The 16936-nt window shown below is 36.1% G+C and carries 14 protein-coding genes, 5 pseudogenes and 1 riboswitch; of the genes and pseudogenes, 4 read left to right on the top strand and 15 right to left on the bottom strand.

Annotated elements, in window-relative coordinates; all coding sequences use genetic code 11:
* Window positions 1-83: 83 nt before the first annotated feature.
* From EHLA_RS02310 to EHLA_RS16970, 6 genes and pseudogenes are all read right to left on the bottom strand, one after another.
* Window positions 84-1985, bottom strand: a complete 1902-nt coding sequence (locus EHLA_RS02310) for a GGDEF domain-containing protein (RefSeq protein ID WP_096239172.1) — start codon at window positions 1983-1985, stop codon at window positions 84-86.
* Window positions 1975-3627: a diguanylate cyclase domain-containing protein gene (locus tag EHLA_RS02305; protein WP_242970657.1), complete on the bottom strand. Its 1653-nt coding sequence runs from the start codon at window positions 3625-3627 to the stop codon at window positions 1975-1977. The genes EHLA_RS02310 and EHLA_RS02305 overlap by 11 nt, the downstream gene beginning before the upstream one ends.
* A gap of 49 nt (window positions 3628-3676) precedes the next feature.
* The gene (locus EHLA_RS02300; RefSeq protein WP_242970656.1) at window positions 3677-4645 is read right to left on the bottom strand and encodes a prepilin-type N-terminal cleavage/methylation domain-containing protein; all 969 of its coding nucleotides are present in this window, start codon (window positions 4643-4645) and stop codon (window positions 3677-3679) included.
* 166 nt (window positions 4646-4811) lie between these two features.
* Window positions 4812-4887, bottom strand: a riboswitch (cyclic di-GMP riboswitch).
* A gap of 174 nt (window positions 4888-5061) precedes the next feature.
* A pseudogene (locus tag EHLA_RS16975) lies at window positions 5062-6012 on the bottom strand (PTS transporter subunit EIIC); the annotation flags it as partial.
* A gap of 19 nt (window positions 6013-6031) precedes the next feature.
* The gene (locus EHLA_RS02290) at window positions 6032-7123 is read right to left on the bottom strand and encodes a GGDEF domain-containing protein (RefSeq protein ID WP_096239169.1); all 1092 of its coding nucleotides are present in this window, start codon (window positions 7121-7123) and stop codon (window positions 6032-6034) included.
* A 265-nt stretch (window positions 7124-7388) separates the two neighbouring features.
* Window positions 7389-7526, bottom strand: a pseudogene (locus EHLA_RS16970) (DUF6783 domain-containing protein); the annotation flags it as partial.
* Here EHLA_RS16970 and EHLA_RS16965 point away from each other — a divergent pair.
* Window positions 7464-7607, top strand: a pseudogene (locus EHLA_RS16965) (DUF6783 domain-containing protein). The pseudogenes EHLA_RS16970 and EHLA_RS16965 overlap by 63 nt on opposite strands.
* On the opposite strand, the gene EHLA_RS02280 reads toward EHLA_RS16965, so the two are convergent.
* From EHLA_RS02280 to EHLA_RS02270, 4 genes are all read right to left on the bottom strand, one after another.
* A complete protein-coding gene (locus EHLA_RS02280) occupies window positions 7594-8925 on the bottom strand; it encodes an MATE family efflux transporter (RefSeq protein WP_096239167.1) in 1332 nt (443 codons plus the stop codon). The pseudogene EHLA_RS16965 and the gene EHLA_RS02280 overlap by 14 nt on opposite strands.
* Window positions 8925-9935, bottom strand: coding sequence for a LacI family DNA-binding transcriptional regulator (locus EHLA_RS02275; protein ID WP_096239166.1), 1011 nt, complete (start codon window positions 9933-9935; stop codon window positions 8925-8927). Before EHLA_RS02275 ends, EHLA_RS02280 begins: the two co-directional genes overlap by 1 nt.
* Window positions 9936-10173: 238 nt before the next feature.
* A complete protein-coding gene (locus EHLA_RS16755; RefSeq protein ID WP_004844681.1) occupies window positions 10174-10308 on the bottom strand; it encodes a hypothetical protein in 135 nt (44 codons plus the stop codon).
* Between the two features lie 161 nt (window positions 10309-10469).
* Window positions 10470-11465: an ABC transporter permease gene (locus EHLA_RS02270; protein WP_242970655.1), complete on the bottom strand. Its 996-nt coding sequence runs from the start codon at window positions 11463-11465 to the stop codon at window positions 10470-10472.
* A gap of 91 nt (window positions 11466-11556) precedes the next feature.
* Between EHLA_RS02270 and EHLA_RS16530 the strand changes: the two genes are divergently transcribed.
* Both EHLA_RS16530 and EHLA_RS02265 read left to right on the top strand, forming a co-directional pair.
* The gene (locus EHLA_RS16530) at window positions 11557-11904 is read left to right on the top strand and encodes a transposase (protein ID WP_229097941.1); all 348 of its coding nucleotides are present in this window, start codon (window positions 11557-11559) and stop codon (window positions 11902-11904) included.
* Window positions 11894-12712, top strand: a complete 819-nt coding sequence (locus EHLA_RS02265) for an IS3 family transposase (RefSeq protein ID WP_242970654.1) — start codon at window positions 11894-11896, stop codon at window positions 12710-12712. The genes EHLA_RS16530 and EHLA_RS02265 overlap by 11 nt, the downstream gene beginning before the upstream one ends.
* Before the next feature lie 83 nt (window positions 12713-12795).
* Here EHLA_RS02265 and EHLA_RS02260 read toward each other — a convergent pair whose 3' ends face one another.
* The 5 genes and pseudogenes from EHLA_RS02260 to EHLA_RS02240 all read right to left on the bottom strand — a co-directional run.
* On the bottom strand, window positions 12796-13029 hold the full coding sequence (locus EHLA_RS02260) for a hypothetical protein (protein ID WP_096239165.1): 234 nt from the start codon (window positions 13027-13029) through the stop codon (window positions 12796-12798).
* Window positions 13022-13906, bottom strand: a complete 885-nt coding sequence (locus tag EHLA_RS02255) for an ABC transporter ATP-binding protein (RefSeq protein ID WP_096239164.1) — start codon at window positions 13904-13906, stop codon at window positions 13022-13024. Before EHLA_RS02255 ends, EHLA_RS02260 begins: the two co-directional genes overlap by 8 nt.
* Window positions 13890-14669: a hypothetical protein gene (locus tag EHLA_RS02250; protein ID WP_096239163.1), complete on the bottom strand. Its 780-nt coding sequence runs from the start codon at window positions 14667-14669 to the stop codon at window positions 13890-13892. The genes EHLA_RS02255 and EHLA_RS02250 overlap by 17 nt, the downstream gene beginning before the upstream one ends.
* Window positions 14656-15195 carry an RNA polymerase sigma factor gene (locus tag EHLA_RS02245; RefSeq protein WP_096239162.1) on the bottom strand — a complete coding sequence of 180 codons (540 nt, stop codon included), beginning with the start codon at window positions 15193-15195 and terminating at the stop codon, window positions 14656-14658. Before EHLA_RS02245 ends, EHLA_RS02250 begins: the two co-directional genes overlap by 14 nt.
* 77 nt (window positions 15196-15272) lie before the next feature.
* Window positions 15273-15596 (bottom strand): annotated as a pseudogene (locus tag EHLA_RS02240) (M15 family metallopeptidase); the annotation flags it as partial.
* Here EHLA_RS02240 and EHLA_RS02235 point away from each other — a divergent pair.
* Window positions 15587-16927 (top strand): annotated as a pseudogene (locus tag EHLA_RS02235) (MobA/MobL family protein); the annotation flags it as partial. The pseudogenes EHLA_RS02240 and EHLA_RS02235 overlap by 10 nt on opposite strands.
* Window positions 16928-16936 lie beyond the last annotated feature (9 nt).

Here is a 16936-nt window from a genome sequence, read left to right as displayed (position 1 = left end):
CTGTCTCCTTTCCCTCTATCTTCTCTATTATTTTTCTCTATTATTTTTCTCTATTATTCTCCCTGTTTTCCCACCTACTTATTCTATAATAGTTTCAGTAATTCTTCTGGTGGAAGCGGTCTGGAAAAATAATATCCCTGAATCATATCAACTCCCCAGCTGCTTATTTTTTCCATTTCTTCTTTTGTTTCCACTCCTTCGGAAACAAGATGATAATTCAATTTCCGGAATGTTTCTACAATACTCTGATAAAACATTTCCCTTTTTTTATCACTGCAAATATCAAAAAGAAGAGACCGATCAATCTTTATGGTTGAAAATGGAAGTCGCATAACTGTATTCAAATTGGCATATCCCGAACCAAAATCATCCAGACAAAGATGAATTCCTGCATCTGTAAATTCATTTACAACCTTCCTTAAACCTGCATTATACTCTGTCGCTACCGTTTCAGTAATCTCAAACTGTATCCAGTCATGAGGAATCTCAAATTCATCCATCATGCAGATAAAATGACTGCAACAGTCACTTCGCATCAAATCTAAAGAAGACAAATTAACTTTCACGTTCAGGAGAGTATCCATTAATCTTTTATTTTCTTTTAAGAATCTACATATACGACAAAACTGCAAATCTGTAATCTGTTCAATCATATGATTCTTTTCCGCGATCTGGATAAACACATCCGGCGCAATCCAGCCAAGTTCCGGATGGTGCAGGCGACTCAATGCCTCCAATGTAATAAATTGTTGCTCTCTTGTGGAGTATACTGGTTGATAATAAACTTCAAAAAGATCTTCTGTAATCGCCGTATGTAGATACTGCTCCACACGCTTATTATATAAAAATCCATTCATAGTCTGGCGATCATCCTGAATTACCTCTGTCAGACCACTTTGTACCGATAATGTTTCCAGATATTCTGCATATTCCATTATCAGCTCGCTTTCTCCAAGCTTCTCTGCATTAATAATACCACTTAGAATTACCGGTGTCGCAATGTCCTTGTTTTCCACATCTAGTTTCATACTCACATCAAACATTTGTTTTAATTGTGTAAGATAGTATTCATATTCCTTCAAGGAATCTGCCAGCACCAAAAACCTCTTTCCAGTAATGCGAAAAACTTTTTTACCACACAGTTCTTCAAGTCTTTTTGCTGTCATCTTTAAAATATAGTCGCCACCTTGAATCCCTGCAATTTTATTGATATGTTTTAGCTGATACAGATACACACTGATAATATGAAAATTTTTCCCTCTTGCTATCAACTCATTACTTTTTCTGGTCAGATAAAGATGATTATATAAGCCAGTAAGACTATCCATATTGGCATGAGGATTGTTAATTGTAATAAATAATGCCAGTATACCCAGACTTAGACCAAATCCTGTTGTAAGAAGAGAGTGATGCAAAAGCTGTATTATCACTCCCGTTCCAGATATCACCAGGATTTCTAAAAGTACTTTTACTTTTCGGTGACCAAGTTCTTTTCTCCAGAAAATAATAAGAAACAAAGCCACAGCTATATGACCCAGTGCATTGTAATACATCAGCATATACCAAGGTCCTCTCATATATCCTGCCGGCACATCAAAATAAAATAGTTTTTCAGTAAATGGATTTGTTAGAACGATTCCTATCAGAACAAACGTCGGTAATCCAGATAACAACATTCTTTTTGCTGAAACAATTTTATTCTTGTATAATGTTTGAACATAACAAATCAGAGTAAACGGAAGCACTGCCTGGAATAAGTAAAATACAGTTGTTGTTAATACCGCTACTATTGTACAATAATCCTTCTCATAAATAATACAATAGTTGCTGAAAATCTCAGCAATCACATCTAAACTTCCAATAACCGCAAAGAAAAGAAACACTTGATTATTCAAATCCTCTGCTCTTTTCTCTCCCAAAAAATACCACAGAATCAGCAGTAATATGACCAATCCTGCAATTAAAAAATCTACATTATAAATCATACATATCCTCCACCAATTTTCCTGTATTGAAACGTAACATTGTATCTGCCTGCATCTTCCAATCACTTACAGAATTAAGTGCTCCGTCCTTGCTCCTCAGATAACTATATCCAATTTTTAACCGAACACGGTATCGGCTGCCATTTTCTTTTTTCACTTCACTTATTATAATTCTCGCCCATTCTTCTGGCATCTTCTGCGGATTCGTTACAACTACTGCAAACTCATTACCATCAATACGAAAACTTTCTGCATTCGGTTCTAAACTCTTTCCTGCTGCCTGAATACTTCGCGCTGTCCGAATAACCGCTTCATCCCCCATCTGCATTCCATTCATATCATTAATCTTTTTCAATCCATCAATATGTATAAATAAAAGCAAGGCATTCTTAAGTAATATGGCATCTTCCTGCACTTCTTCCATACATTTCTCAAAAGCTTTCCGATTTTTCAGACCTGTCATACGATCTTCCACAGACATTCTTTCAAATACTGTCTGTTCTAAGTGGAACTGAATCTCATTCGATACTTTACAAAGCAATCCTCCAAACAAAAATGAAATATAAAGAAGAATGCCAAACTGAAAAATTACAACGTACCAATAAATAGAAAATACCCGATACAAGATAATTGCGATTATTCCACCAATACCTAATACAGCAAATGCTTTCAGACAAAGATTCAACTCATGGGTTTGCTTTTTTTGATACTCTCTCCATAATAAAAGAATCATCGCTGCAACCCCTGTAAATAATATAATGTGCGTTATATATAGCATGCATACAAACGGAATTCCAAACAAATAGTTTATAACTCCCTGTAAAACAGCATCCCCATATAAAAGAAAAATCCATATTTTCGGAACCCATCGAACACCCTCGCTTACTGTGTTTCGTACGAAATGTAAGATTGGAATTGACATAAGCATAAATACATAAAAAGATAGTTGTGTTCCTACCGCATTCTGTTTTCCATACATCTGATAAATTCCTGAATCCAGTATACTCCATAAACTACATAGAATCAAAAAGAATGCCACATTAAGAAAACGTTTCTCTATAATCCGACGATGTCTGGTATATAAAAATACGATTACTGAAACAATTCCCATCCCTAACATACCTATAATCATCAAAATTGAAAAAATAGATTCCCACAAATGACTTTTAACAATATCCAGAAAACTTCCTATGAGCGGAGCCTGTACATACAGCGAACTATTTTTTTTTCCCTCAAACGTAAAACTGAGTGTTTTCTCTCCCGTTTCCTCTGGCAAGCAGACATCGGCCCATATCTTTCCTTTCATTTGTTTATTTTTCTGAAATTTGTCTTCTTTATAACGATACAGAATGCGATCTCCCAACCGTATTTCCAGATGATCCTGTACTCCTTTAGCTGAGATAAAATTTCCTTGGTCTTTTTCTGATAGTGTATCATTATATAGAACAATCTTTCCGTCTGTACCTGTCATAACATAACAAGGTAATTCAATATGAATTTTCTTCCCATCTTTTATCTCATACCACCCACTGTTAAGAGAACAAAATGTACCTGTTTCTGCCTGATATAATCTTTCCGTCAAAAAAAATGACAATAGCAACACAGCAACTATACATATCATTTCTACTTTCTTCCCTTTCATACCTTCCTCCATATTTCTCCTTTTCAATTCATGTACCGAAAAGCTCCTTCTATTTAGGCAGAGTATCTTTATACTCTGCGTATTTCCCCTCTTTAAAAAGCTTCGAATACGCTTCATAAGCTTCCTTTAACGTGCCGTATTTTTCACCTTTTGTATATGTTTGAAAACCATAATCATTATAAATATGATCTGCAATTGCAACATAATTCTTCTTGTCTTTAGGATTTCTATAAGCTGTTGTCGTTTCAGATATATAAAAACCACCATCTGCTTTACTGACAATAACTGGTATTTTCTTTCCTGCCCCAACCTGATCCGTATCAACAGATGTCCAAAACAAATATCTGCTTGAATCTTTCGATGGACTTCCAAGATAAGCCCATGTACCATATTGCAGCAGACTGTTGCCCTCTGCTTTAATCTCTTTATTTACTTTATTAACCATATTTGAATCAGAGCATTTTGAATCTATCTCAAAACGTTTGATTGACTGATTTGTTAATTCCGATAATATCCCTGTTCTATTAAGTACTCCATGCAGATTTCCGTTAAAATCTATTGTTGTATCAGAGGTATCTTTTCCTGCTCCTTTCCAATCAAAAAAAATACCCGTGGATGCATTATAAGACACCTCACATTCCCCGTTTGCAACAGGAATCCCCTTCCAGTTATCGGTATCTCCCTGACTTTTGTAATGCGTTTTCCCTGCAATAACAACAGGATCAAATGCCTGCCAGTCATTTCTCTTCTGTTTTAATTTTACTACCTTAACTATATTCGATGCATCTTCATCCATCACTTCAGCCATAATTTCTTCATATGCTGAACGAACATTAGCAATGTCAACCGTCTCGCGGCTTTTTTCTACATGTCTGGCATAAGCAGGGGCTAAGATTGCAATAAGAACACCCATAATGGCAACTACGATTATAAGTTCTACCAGAGTAAAACCTCTGTTTTTAGTATTATAGATTTCACTAAGAATCATCTTCCTCTGTTTATATTTTTTCTTTATCACTTATTTAACCTATTTCTTTCTTTGTATAAATTACCAAAAATCACAACACAAGCTACTGCTTTCTATATAAACTAAATTCTTAATTTAACATTCAAACGCTTCCCGTCGTCATCATAAAATCCATAATAATGAAAAAAGCACTGCCCCTCCAGACAATGCTTCAAAACGTTGCAACTGGCTGCCATTTTACAGGCCCTTTAGCTTTGCGTCTCAGACTTTCGACTGATTTGCCACAGTTATATTTCTTTATTGCCATTATACCTTTTTTCTGTCAAAATGTCCATGGTAATGTTATTATTGGGAACATTTATAAATAAAGTTATGAAAGAGATATTCCCTGTCATCACATAAATGCACTACACAAAAAGGACATGTGAAAAACAAAAGTTTCTCACATGTCCTTTTAGAACTTTCTATTATTCACAAAGCTTTGTAAATTCGTCAGCAACAAACTGAACCTTCGTTCCAATAATTACCTGAACAGAAGTCTTTCCAGGTTTAATAACCCCTGCAACTCCTGCAGATTTAATTACCTTATCATTTACTGCTGTGATATCCTTTACTTCAAGTCTCAATCTGGTAACACAGTTATCAATACTTGTAATGTTCTCTTTTCCACCACATCCTTCGAGGATTTTTGCTGCGATGGCAGTATAATCATTACTTTCTAATTCCACTTTCTTCTCCGCTTCAATATCATCATCCTCTCTACCAGGAGTCTTAAGATCAAACTTCTTGATTGCGAAAAGGAATACAACGTAGAATACGATAAATGCTGCGATTCCCAGTGGAAGAATAAGCCATGTCTTCTGTGCTGCCGGAAGGGAAGATGAGAAGATCAAATCCATAGCACCGGCAGAGAAACTGAATCCTGCACGGAAACCAAGTGCAACTGTAATCATCGTAAAGATACCATAAAGTAATGCATAAATTACATACAGTGCAGGTGCAAGGAACATAAATCCAAACTCGAACGGTTCAGTAACACCACAGATAAATGAACAAAGAGCTGCTGAAGCAATCAGACCGATTGCAAGTTTTTTCTTTTCAGGCTTAGCACATTTAATCATTGCAAGTGCTGCACCAGGAATACCAAACATCATACATGGGAAGAATCCAGACATGTACATTCCAAGGCTCCATGTTACATCTGCAGATGTCTCACCAGCCCAGAAGTGCTGTAAGTCACCAAGTCCAATCGTATCAAACCAGAATACATTGTTCAATGCGTGATGTAAACCTGTAGGAATTAACAGACGGTTCAGGAATGCATAGATACCTGCTCCAACAACATCCATACCTACGATTGCCTTTCCAAGTGATACAAGTCCACCGAAAAGTAATGGCCATACAAATAATAATACTGCTTCTCTCTAAACTATGGGATTATAATCCTAAAGTGGCACGATTCTTTTGCTCTTTTTTGCACTGGTACATATTACGGTCTGCAAGTTTCTTAACCACATTGATATCCTCACCAGAAAATACCGATGAACCAAATGAAACGATTGGTAAAAAAGTAATTTCCTTTCTCCGTTCCTCCAGTTGATTCATAAATTCATATAAGCATTCCTCTTCTTTTTCTCCATTTTTCAATAACACACAAAACTCATCTCCACCTATCCGGTAACAGTACCCATAACACGCATAGGCTTTTTTGATACAGTCTGCGATTGCAGCAAGGCAAATATCTCCTTGCAAATGTCCATAGTCATCATTCACTATCTTAAAGTCATTCACATCAAACACTATGAGAACCCCTCCGCTGTATCGCATTTCCGCTGTACGATTTAGATAACTGTTCTGATTCAAAAGACCTGTAAGACCATCCAACTGATTCCACATCTCATTACAATAAATAAAATACAACACAGAAAGCAAAGTAACACATAACCAAGTAACACGCAGTTCCGGTAATGCAACCTGAATAATCGTTTCGGCTGTCAGAAAAACAATAAGTGGATAGATGAGCTTCCTGCTGCGATTCTGAAATTCTCTCGCCTTGATGATCGTAGATATCGAAAGATACAAAATTGCAGCGAAGTAAATGATAACATAAATGTAAAAATATTGACCACGGGAATAAAAATTATCAGCATCCACAGAAAATACAATTCCATGTGGAATAGATAAAGCCAGAAAAATCAGATATCCAAGCTCGCAGTACACCATCATCTTAAATTCACGCTTAAAGGTTGTTTTCTTATCCAACACATATACAAGACAGAGTGCTACTGCAGGCGATAAACCAAAGCCCAGATAATTTGACATGATATTAAGCCATCGATAACTCGATGGCTTACCGTCAACTATAAGTGTGATAACCTCCAGAACGGAGATTCCAGCAATCAGCACAAATGCACACACAAAACCTTGCTTTTGTTTTTTACTAAGTGCTTCACTCAGCTTTGTGAGAATGCACATAAAACTCAGAACAAAAAGATTAATTATTGTTAATACACAAAAATACCTATCCATTATAAATTATTCCATTCTTTAAATTACTGTAACTCTAACAGCTAAACTAGTTCTTAGCACAATATCCAGTGAAATTTATCCAAAGAACTTTACCCCTGAAAATTTTTTCTCATAATCTTCTCATTCTATTTTACCATCCAAAAGGAAATCTGTTAACCTGCTTTTTTCAATTTGAAACTGGAAACATCCTTTTCTTGTTAATTTACTTTAAATAATTTTTTACAAAAAATAGATGTGTAAGATTTACGATCATCATACACATCTATTATATGTAATACCTTTTTGCGGAGTTTTTCGTCTTCCCCACACTAGAGCGTGTTTGAAAAATGCTTTCTGCAAGATGTGCGTTACAATTTGTGGGAGATTTTACCTGAATGAGGGCGGCGTAGCGGGCTACGTCAACTGAATGAAGGCAAAATATACCGCAAATTGGGGCGTGCAGATTGTAGGAATGGTTTTTCAAACACGCTCTAGGATAAACTAATCATCCATTTACGTTTTCTAAAAATAATCAGTGATATAACCAATCTAAATATTTCTTCTGTGGTAAGCAGCGTGTATACACCTACAATTCCCCACTTAAATACATATGCCGCAACCAGGCACAAAGGAATTCCGATACACCATGTACCAATAATATCAATCACCATGATAATTTTTGTATTGCCGCCACTTCTTATAATACCTCCGCCAAGAATCATATTTTCAACCTTGACTGGCGCATACAAAGCAAATATAATGAGCAAAATTTTCCCAAGCTCTTTTACACCATAATCCACACGATATAATCTAGTATAGATACCTGCTAAAAAAATAAGTAATACCGATACGGCTACTGCACCAATTAAGCCTGCATACATAATCTTCTTAGACTCTGTATAAGCCTCATCATATTCTTTCCTGCCAAGCCGCTTGCCAACCATCACACCAGCCGCAGCAGATAGACCACTTAATGCACCAACAATCAGACCCTGTATCGGGCAGGTAAGTGTATAGGCAGCAAGATTTGATGTGCCGAGATGTCCATAAACTGCAGATTCCACATTTTGACCAAGACTCCATAGAAATTCACTGACCAAAATTGGCATGATCATTATAAAATAATTTCCAAGACTAATCTTTTCAAAATGAAATGCCAAGACTGGTTTATCTTCATCTTTTTGGATGCAGACCATAAATCCGATACCAATACATACCAGATTAAACAACTGTGAAATCAATGTTGCGATTGCTGCACCTTTTATTCCCATAGGTGCAAATCCACATTTTCCAAATATCAGTAAATAATTCAGCTCTGTGTTTACAGCTACTGCTACAAAGCTCGCTGCAAATGGTATGACTGCATGCTCTTTACAACGCAGCCATGCGGATAAAATATTGCTGATTGCCATTGGAATATAGGAAAACGCCACAATTCTAAAGTAGACTTCACCCGTACTAATAATACTCATATCTTTTGTATAAAGACTCAGAATCTGCGATGAAAAAACTCCTGATGCTAACAGAAACATTGCAGCTATTATTATTCCACAAATAAAGCTCACATCAAAACTACACCAGGCTTCTTTCGTATCATCAGCACCAATAAACTGTGCAATTAAAATTCCCGCAACAGTACCAACGGCACCGATCACTACAGAAAAAATCAAAGAAAAATTGCCACATAGTCCAACTGCAGATATATTTGTTTCTCCCAACTGCCCAATCATAACCTGATCAATAATTGAAAATGATGCCTGCAGCATACTTTGCAACGTGACCGGAATTGCTATTTTACATAACGATTTCGTAAATTTTGACATCACAACAACCCCGTACTTTCTCTTTTTACTAATTTAACCGGCAGCACAATTTCTGACTCACAATCTAATCCATCCCGCATTGCTTCAAGACATTCTATTGCTGTTTTTGCTCTGAATGCTGCATCCTGATGAATCGTCGTAAGTGCAGGGGAACTTCCCTTGCTAGACATATTGTCATCAAAACCGATGATCTGTATATCCGCAGGAATATGTAATCCTTTTCCCTGTAAAAAACGCATAACCTCAAGTGCATAAAAATCTGAGACAGCAAACACTGCTGTAATATTATTCTTTAGCAGTTCTGAAAAGTTATCCTGATAAAAGCATATCCTTTCCTTTTCCGTCTTTGGAATCTGCCAGATCAATGTTTCCCCCGGCTCAAATGCTTTACAAAAGCCTTCAATCCTTTCCTTATCCATACATATAAAATTATCTGCTATACATAATGCCTTTTTATGACCAAGCTCTCTAAAATACTTTCCTGCCTGATAACCGCCATCATAATGATTAATTACCAGATTAACAACTTTAGAACACTTTTCAAAATAACCATCATATACAACAAAAGATATCCTCATCTGATTGCGAAGCTTCTCATAATCCGCTTCACAAAACCCCATGAGAATCAGACCATCCATATTCCACATAGAAGCAAAAACAGGGATTTCACTGATATCTGATGTTGTTTTTATCATCAGAAAATATCCTTTTCTATTCACCTCATGGGAAAGAGCATTCAACGACGACATCACAAAGCCGTCTTCTAAAACCCGACCCTCATACTTTATGTTGTCATTCACCACCACTCCGATGATTCTTGAATTATTTCTTGCAAGCAAAATACCTGCCATATTCGGTATATATCCTGAACTTTCAAGCTCCTGTTGGACACGCTTTACTGTTTCATCAGAAATCTTTTCTGTTTTACCATGAATCACTTTTGAGACAGTTGCGGTACTAAGACCTAACGCATCTGCCACATCCACGATCCGAACCCTTCTTTGTGCCATATCTATTCCTTCTTTTCCTGATATTTTGATTACATCGTACAATAGAAATACATTTTTTACAAAGGTTAAACGTGTAACCCATTACAAAATTTATACTCAGTTTTTGTAACATTTTACAATGGCAAGCGTAGAAACAGCAAAATCTGGACAAAAAAGCTGTCCCGTGTCAGTATTTTGGATGATTTATTTGATTTAAAAATGCATGAAAAAAGCGACAGTCTGATTTACATTTTGTATTTCAGGAAACTGCCGCTTCTTTTTCTTCTTTATTCTGTTTTTCTTCCTCCAACTCCCGGAGGACTTCTTCGCCGTACTTATCAATCATCCGTACCAGAAAATCAATGCACCGCTCAAATTCAATATTCTGTTGCATAAGCTCCTCCCGTCATTATTTTGATCTGAGCTTATTTTACAGAACCTTCCAAAAAACCACATTGAATAGAAATTGATTGTAAATTGACACAATCACTTTAAAAATATCCGCATTCCCTTGAACCAAATATATGTTCGCATTATGATAGATATACTCAATTTTTACTTCTTTCCGTATCTGCGAAAACTCTTATAAATAAAAGGCAGTAAGGCTATTGCCATCACTGTATACATTACCATTACAAGCGGAATTTGTCGAAATACACAATTCCCAATCTGATAAATAAGTGGGACTTTTACACTTGCCTGTACATTTGTCAAAATTGTTGGTATCAAATTGAAAAGCGTTGTATACCCAGAAAGTGCCCGTCCTATAAATGGCAATAAGCAATATAAAAAGAACGGAATGCAAACAGCAACACTAATTGTATGCATTTTAGCCGCTACTAACATAGACACTGAAGCCGCCAGCATACTGGCTATAAATCCACATACAACTGTCAACAAATAGTATTGTCCATACGACATAATGTAAATACTATATGCCTGATACATTTGATAGGGTGTATTCATACCACTGATTCCCATAATTCCAAAACAAATCACACTAAGTAATATAATTCCCATACAATAAATCATAACTGTCGTAACTATTCCTGCCAATATTTTTGTTTTAACAGCTTTTGTACGTCCATACTTTGTAGAGAAAAATACTGCATCTGCTTTTGTCTGAAAATCATCTGCAAATATTCCAGCACAAATAAAACCAACTATGATTGCCAGAATAATAGAATACGTTTCTACATACATAATCATAGTATCCCACGAACTATAAGATTCGTATTCTACTGGTAATTTTATTTCATTATATTTCTTTTCCAAGTATTTTTTCTGAACAGAAGTCTTTCCATATTCTTCTGCCATCTTTTCCATATTTTTATGATAAGTGTCATAGAACTCTTGTATATTTTCTTCTGTAATTTGATTTAGAACACTTTCATCATATTCTGCATCTGGTGTTAATACCGATATTATAAAACTCCTAATATCATCTATCGGTTGCAATGTCGTTCCGTAAATCGCATTTTCTTCTTCTGAGGATTGTGTCATCGCATTTTTATTTTGTTCTATAACTTTTCCAAGTTCATCTTCTGTCAATATAATGGTCTCATAAATTAAGACACTTTTTCGGACAGTTTTTAATGAATCTGATATACTTAAACCAGTATGAAAGAAAGGATCCATTATCATGTCCAGACAAAGAAGAAATTTTAATGCCAAATTCAAATCAGACCTTGTAATTGAGCTGCTTAAGGGTGAGAAAGATCTCAATACCCTTGCAACTGAAAATAACATCCAACCAAATCTGCTCCGCAACTGGAAAAAAGAGTTCTTGAACAATGCTTCGGTTGTGTTCGACGACAAGCGTGAGGAAAACCTCAAAGAAAAGCTTGCCGAAGAGCGTAAGGAGAAAGCGGAGTATGCCAAAAAGGTTGGTCAGTTAACCATGCAGGTTGACTGGCTCAAAAAAAAATCTGAAGAAATTTGTGGACCTGACTACGAGAGTAAGTTTAGTCCAAAACCTTTTGACGACTAAGGAAATTCCGGCTTCTGTTGGCGCCAGGTTGCTTGACATCAACCGTACAAGCATTTATTACAAGGGTGCCCCTATTTCAGATGAGGAACTGGCCTGCAAAGAGATCATTGATCATCTCCATACAGATAATCCCACTTGGGGCGCAAGACAAATGTCTGCACAGTTAAAAACCCGTGGTTACCAGGTTGGACGCCGCAAGGCAAGACGCTACATGAATGAGATGGATATTTACCCGATTTATCCAAAGATGAATCTTTCCAAGCGAATGCAGCAGGCGAAAGTATGTCCATATCTTCTTCGTAATGCGGTCATAGACAAACCAAATCAGGCATGGTCTATTGACATTACATATATTCCGATCAAGCGCGGATTTCTGTATCTGACAGCCGTGATCGACTGGTATAGCCGTTGTATTGTCGGCTGGGAAGTGGATGACACACTTGATACCAGAATGGTTATCAGTGCCCTGAAAAAAGCTTTCAAAGTGGCAAAACCTCAGATCTTGAATTCAGATCAGGGTTGTCAGTTTACAAGTCAGCAATACATTGACTTTGTAAAGGAAAACGGTATCCGCCAGAGTATGGATGGAAAAAGCCGCTGGGCAGACAACATCATGATTGAGCGCTGGTTCCGCAGCTTCAAGTATGAGGAAGCCTATCTGACACAGTACAACAACATCAGGGAAGCAAGGGCTGCTATCAGACAGTATATCCACACCTACAACTTTGAGCGACGCCATTCTGCACTTGATTACCAAACACCGGCTGAATGCTACTATCCGGCAATGTTGATGCCATATGTAGCTTAGCATATATTGGATCTGGGGAGTGCTCCACTGTTCTCTCCATGTTCCTTGTAACTTGTCCACCATATCAGTTCATTATAAAAATCTTAGATTTTTGTCTTGACAACTGAGCCACTATACAATGTACCTTTCCATGCTCGTCTGTTATCTGTAAGTTTTCTTGTCGCCATAATTCCAGTACTGGCATTTCCATTCTCATCCACATAGCGATTACTTGTAACTGCAAATCCGCTAAAAATGACAGCAAGTATCAATGCCAATCCGATTGCAAACACATTAATTTTCTTTGAAAAAATTCGTTTTAATTCTAATTTAAGCATCTTGTTTTTCCTCCGATTTTTCTCCAAAATAAAATAGAAATGCATCTTCCAGATTTTTTTCTACAGCCACAGCATCTTCTGTTGGCTTTTCTATTGAAATAATTCTAAGCTCTGCTCCGGTTTTTGTTGTTTTTATATTTCCAACCAAATATTCATTCATATATTTGTCTATCATACTTCTCGAAACATTACATTGCCATACCTTTTCTTTCATAGAAGATACTAAATCTTCCGCAGTACCTGCATAAAAAAGTTCTCCATCTTTCATTAACATAATGTTATTCGCAATGTACTCAATATCCGATACAATATGTGTAGACAGGAGCACCAAACGTTCTTCCGACAATTCACTAATTAAATTACGAAAACGTATTCTTTCATTCGGGTCTAATCCAGCGGTAGGTTCGTCCAGGACAAGAATTTGCGGATCGTTTAACATCGCCTGTGCTATTCCTACACGTCTAACCATTCCTCCAGACAAATTCTTCATTTTTCTTTTACTGAATTTTTCCATTCCTACTTGATTTAATAATTGCTTCACTTTTTTTCTGGCAAACGGCATTTTTAACCCTTTTATAGAAGAAATGTACATCATATAATCATATACGGTCAAATCTGGATAATATCCAAAATCCTGTGGTAAATATCCCAGAACTTCTCGGTATTCACCTCCTAGTTTCCATATATCTTTACCATTCCATAATATTTGTCCTTCTGATGTTTGAACAATCGTACAAAGCATACGCATTAATGTGGTCTTTCCTGCTCCATTTACTCCAAGCAGTCCATAAATTCCTTTTTCCATAACACAATTCACTTTATTGACAGCATTTACTTCTCCGTATTGTTTTGTTACATTTTTAAATTCTAATTTCATACGTGTAATCCTCCAAAATTTTTTCATCAAATACCAATGACTTCTGAACACAAAAAATAAAATATACAAAAGTCAATATCAGCATAGCCACCCATACCGGAGTTACAATTTTCTGATAAATAACATCATTTGCAACAATCATCATCCATAAACCAACCCATACCAGACAGGAAAGCACTGCTATATATTCTGATTTTTCCCATCTGCTGTACAATACACGAAAACATATACAACATGAAACATTTACCGGAAGCAAAAAATCAACCACCAAATCACTTAACGAGAGTATTGTTGTTTGATATGTAGTTGCCAAAAACACCATAACAATCACCAGATCCACTACTCCAAACATTAACATTCTTGCTGTACAAATCTGACGCAGTGTGTAATAAGACGCCTGCTCAATCTCAATCGCACCATTTCTTCTGTTTTTCCAAATTTCCGGGACAATCAGAACCACAAATATTGTGGCAGATATTCCCATAATCCTCATCATATCTTTTATGTCTGATGTATAATTACTCAACCATATCCATAGACACATAAGAATACAACCTTGTAAAATCCACCATCTTTTTTTTATGAATTTTGTCTGCTCATACAAAAATTCAAAATAAGATGTTCTATGCGATTGTTTCAATAAAATTGACTCTGACAAAATATTCTGACATGCTTTTACTGTTCTGTTCTCTGCTTCAGCCCTTACATACTTTTCTTCGATTACATTCTTATATTCCTGTATTTGTTGCTTATAATTCTTCATCTTTTTTCATCTCCAACTCTTTCATTAAAAGTTTTTTTGCTCTTCCGATTCGATATTTTACAAGAGAAAGTTTGATATGAAGTAATTCTGCAATTTCTCTTTGTTTCAATTCTTGAAAAAAATATAAAACTGCCGTTTCTCTAATTTCTTCCGGCAGCTTTCTCACCGCCTGTTCAATAGTTAATCGGACTCCTAGCTCTTCTACATAATTTTTACCACTGTCCTCTGATTTTAGCAGTTCCTCTGATGGAATATCTTTTTTCTTTTTGTAATAGTTTTTAACTGTATTTCCTGCAATTGTATAAAGATAATTCTTAACTTTTCCATATTCTTTATATCTATATAAATTGGAAAAGAAACGTGTAAATACTTCTTGTGTCAAATCCTCTGCCTCATAGGGATCATTGATATGTAGCAAACAATATTGATATATACTTGAGTAATATTTTTTGACCAGTTTTTCACACGCATCTTCATCTCCTGCTCTTGCTAGATGTACTAACAAAGAATCAGTTTTGTATTCCATTCGCAAATTTGCCTCCCTCTGTTTTCTAAATAATATAACAATCCTACTATAAAAAAAGTTAGGATTTTCTTTTGTTTTTATTTATATTTTTCTAAATATTCTTCCAAACATAAATTTTCTTCTTTCATTATTTTAGCGACAGTCGTTCCAACATAACGGTAATGCCATGGTTCATTACTAATTCCTGTTATATCCGTTTTATCTTCCGGGTAACGTTTTACAAACCCATATTTATATGCATTTTCGTCTAACCATTGATATACTTTTTCAGAAGAACATTTGTCGGTATCCGCATTAATATCAACACTCAGTCCTAATTGGTGTTCGCTTGTATCGGGAATTGCAACATATTTCTCAGCTCTTTTTTTTGCTTCTTTCGCAGAATATCCTTGTTTTTCATACAGATGGTCACAATCCCCATGCACACATTTTTCTTACTGTCCGACCACTAAATGAAAATGGAACATGGCAGTATAAAACAGAAAAAGAATATCTCTGTATCAAAGATGGGGAAGAAAAAGGATTTACTGCTTCTGAATTTAAAACTGCTCAGAAACAGGGATGGAAAAAGCAATATCGCTATAAAGTTGGGAAAAAGAAAGAATATCTGACTTCCTCTGTTGCACAGGAAAAAGGATATGAACGGATTGATAAGCACCCCAAGAGCAGCCGATATGGCAGACAGAATCCTATTTCCGAACAATGGAACAGTGATGAACAACTTTGCATCTGGCGGGCAAACTGGGCAGATGCCGTAAATAAAATGCTTGCACGTAATCAGATAAATGCTACCATTGATCACCGCAGCTTTGCAGATCAGGGAATCACCGAACAGCCAACCATCCATGAAGGCTACATTGCCCAGAATATGGAAAAGAAAGGCATGATAGCAGACCGCTGTGAAATCAACCGCCAGATTCGTGCCGATAACCAAATGCTCCGGGAATTAAAAACTCAGGTATCGAAACTGGCTCAGGCTGTCAAAAATTCTATTCCTGTAATTGCAGAAACAATGGAAACTATCCGAAATCATATGATTTTTACACAATATCATTTGCTTCATAATGAGATGCAAAAAGAAGTGATCCATGACTGGATGAATCATTTTAATCCAATACTGAATAAATACAACACAGTTAAAAAGAAACTCAAAGCTAAAGTTACGGAACGGAAAGAACTGAATGTGCAAAAGGATAAAACCAGTATTTTGAATCCCATCCGGCATATAAAATTAAATCAGCAGCTTACCACTATTACCGAAGAAATCGAAGAACTGAAATCAAGGAAAGAGCAGCTAATCTTCCAGGCAGAATGCTCTACCGATAAAGATATGACGAATCTATCAAAAAAATATGACCAGATGAATAACAATCTTGATATCTTGGATTCTCAGGACATCTCGCTCAAAAAACAGCTTGAAAAAGACGCCGCCGCTTTCCGAGAAGAAAAATTTCATCCTAATCCGGAACAATACACAGAATTGTTGGATACCCGAATCCAGATACGTCCTGATTTTCGGGACAAACTGATAGAGCAACTCAAAGGTACATTCGATAAATATTATGACTATCACCGTCGTGATATTGCAACCAATGAAGTGGATTATCTCAATGTAGAAGATCCTGATGTCTTCTCCCATCGTGCATGGGAACTTAAATATCAAAGAGAACAGGAAATTCGGCGAAATCAGCCTGCTCGGACTAAGAAAAAGTCATATGATATAGAATTGTAATTTTCTAAA

This window comes from Anaerobutyricum hallii (genome assembly GCF_900209925.1).
Classification (GTDB): domain Bacteria; phylum Bacillota; class Clostridia; order Lachnospirales; family Lachnospiraceae; genus Anaerobutyricum; species Anaerobutyricum soehngenii.
The sequence above is the reverse complement of the archived record's forward strand: the minus strand, read 5'-3'. Positions and strand labels throughout refer to the sequence as shown.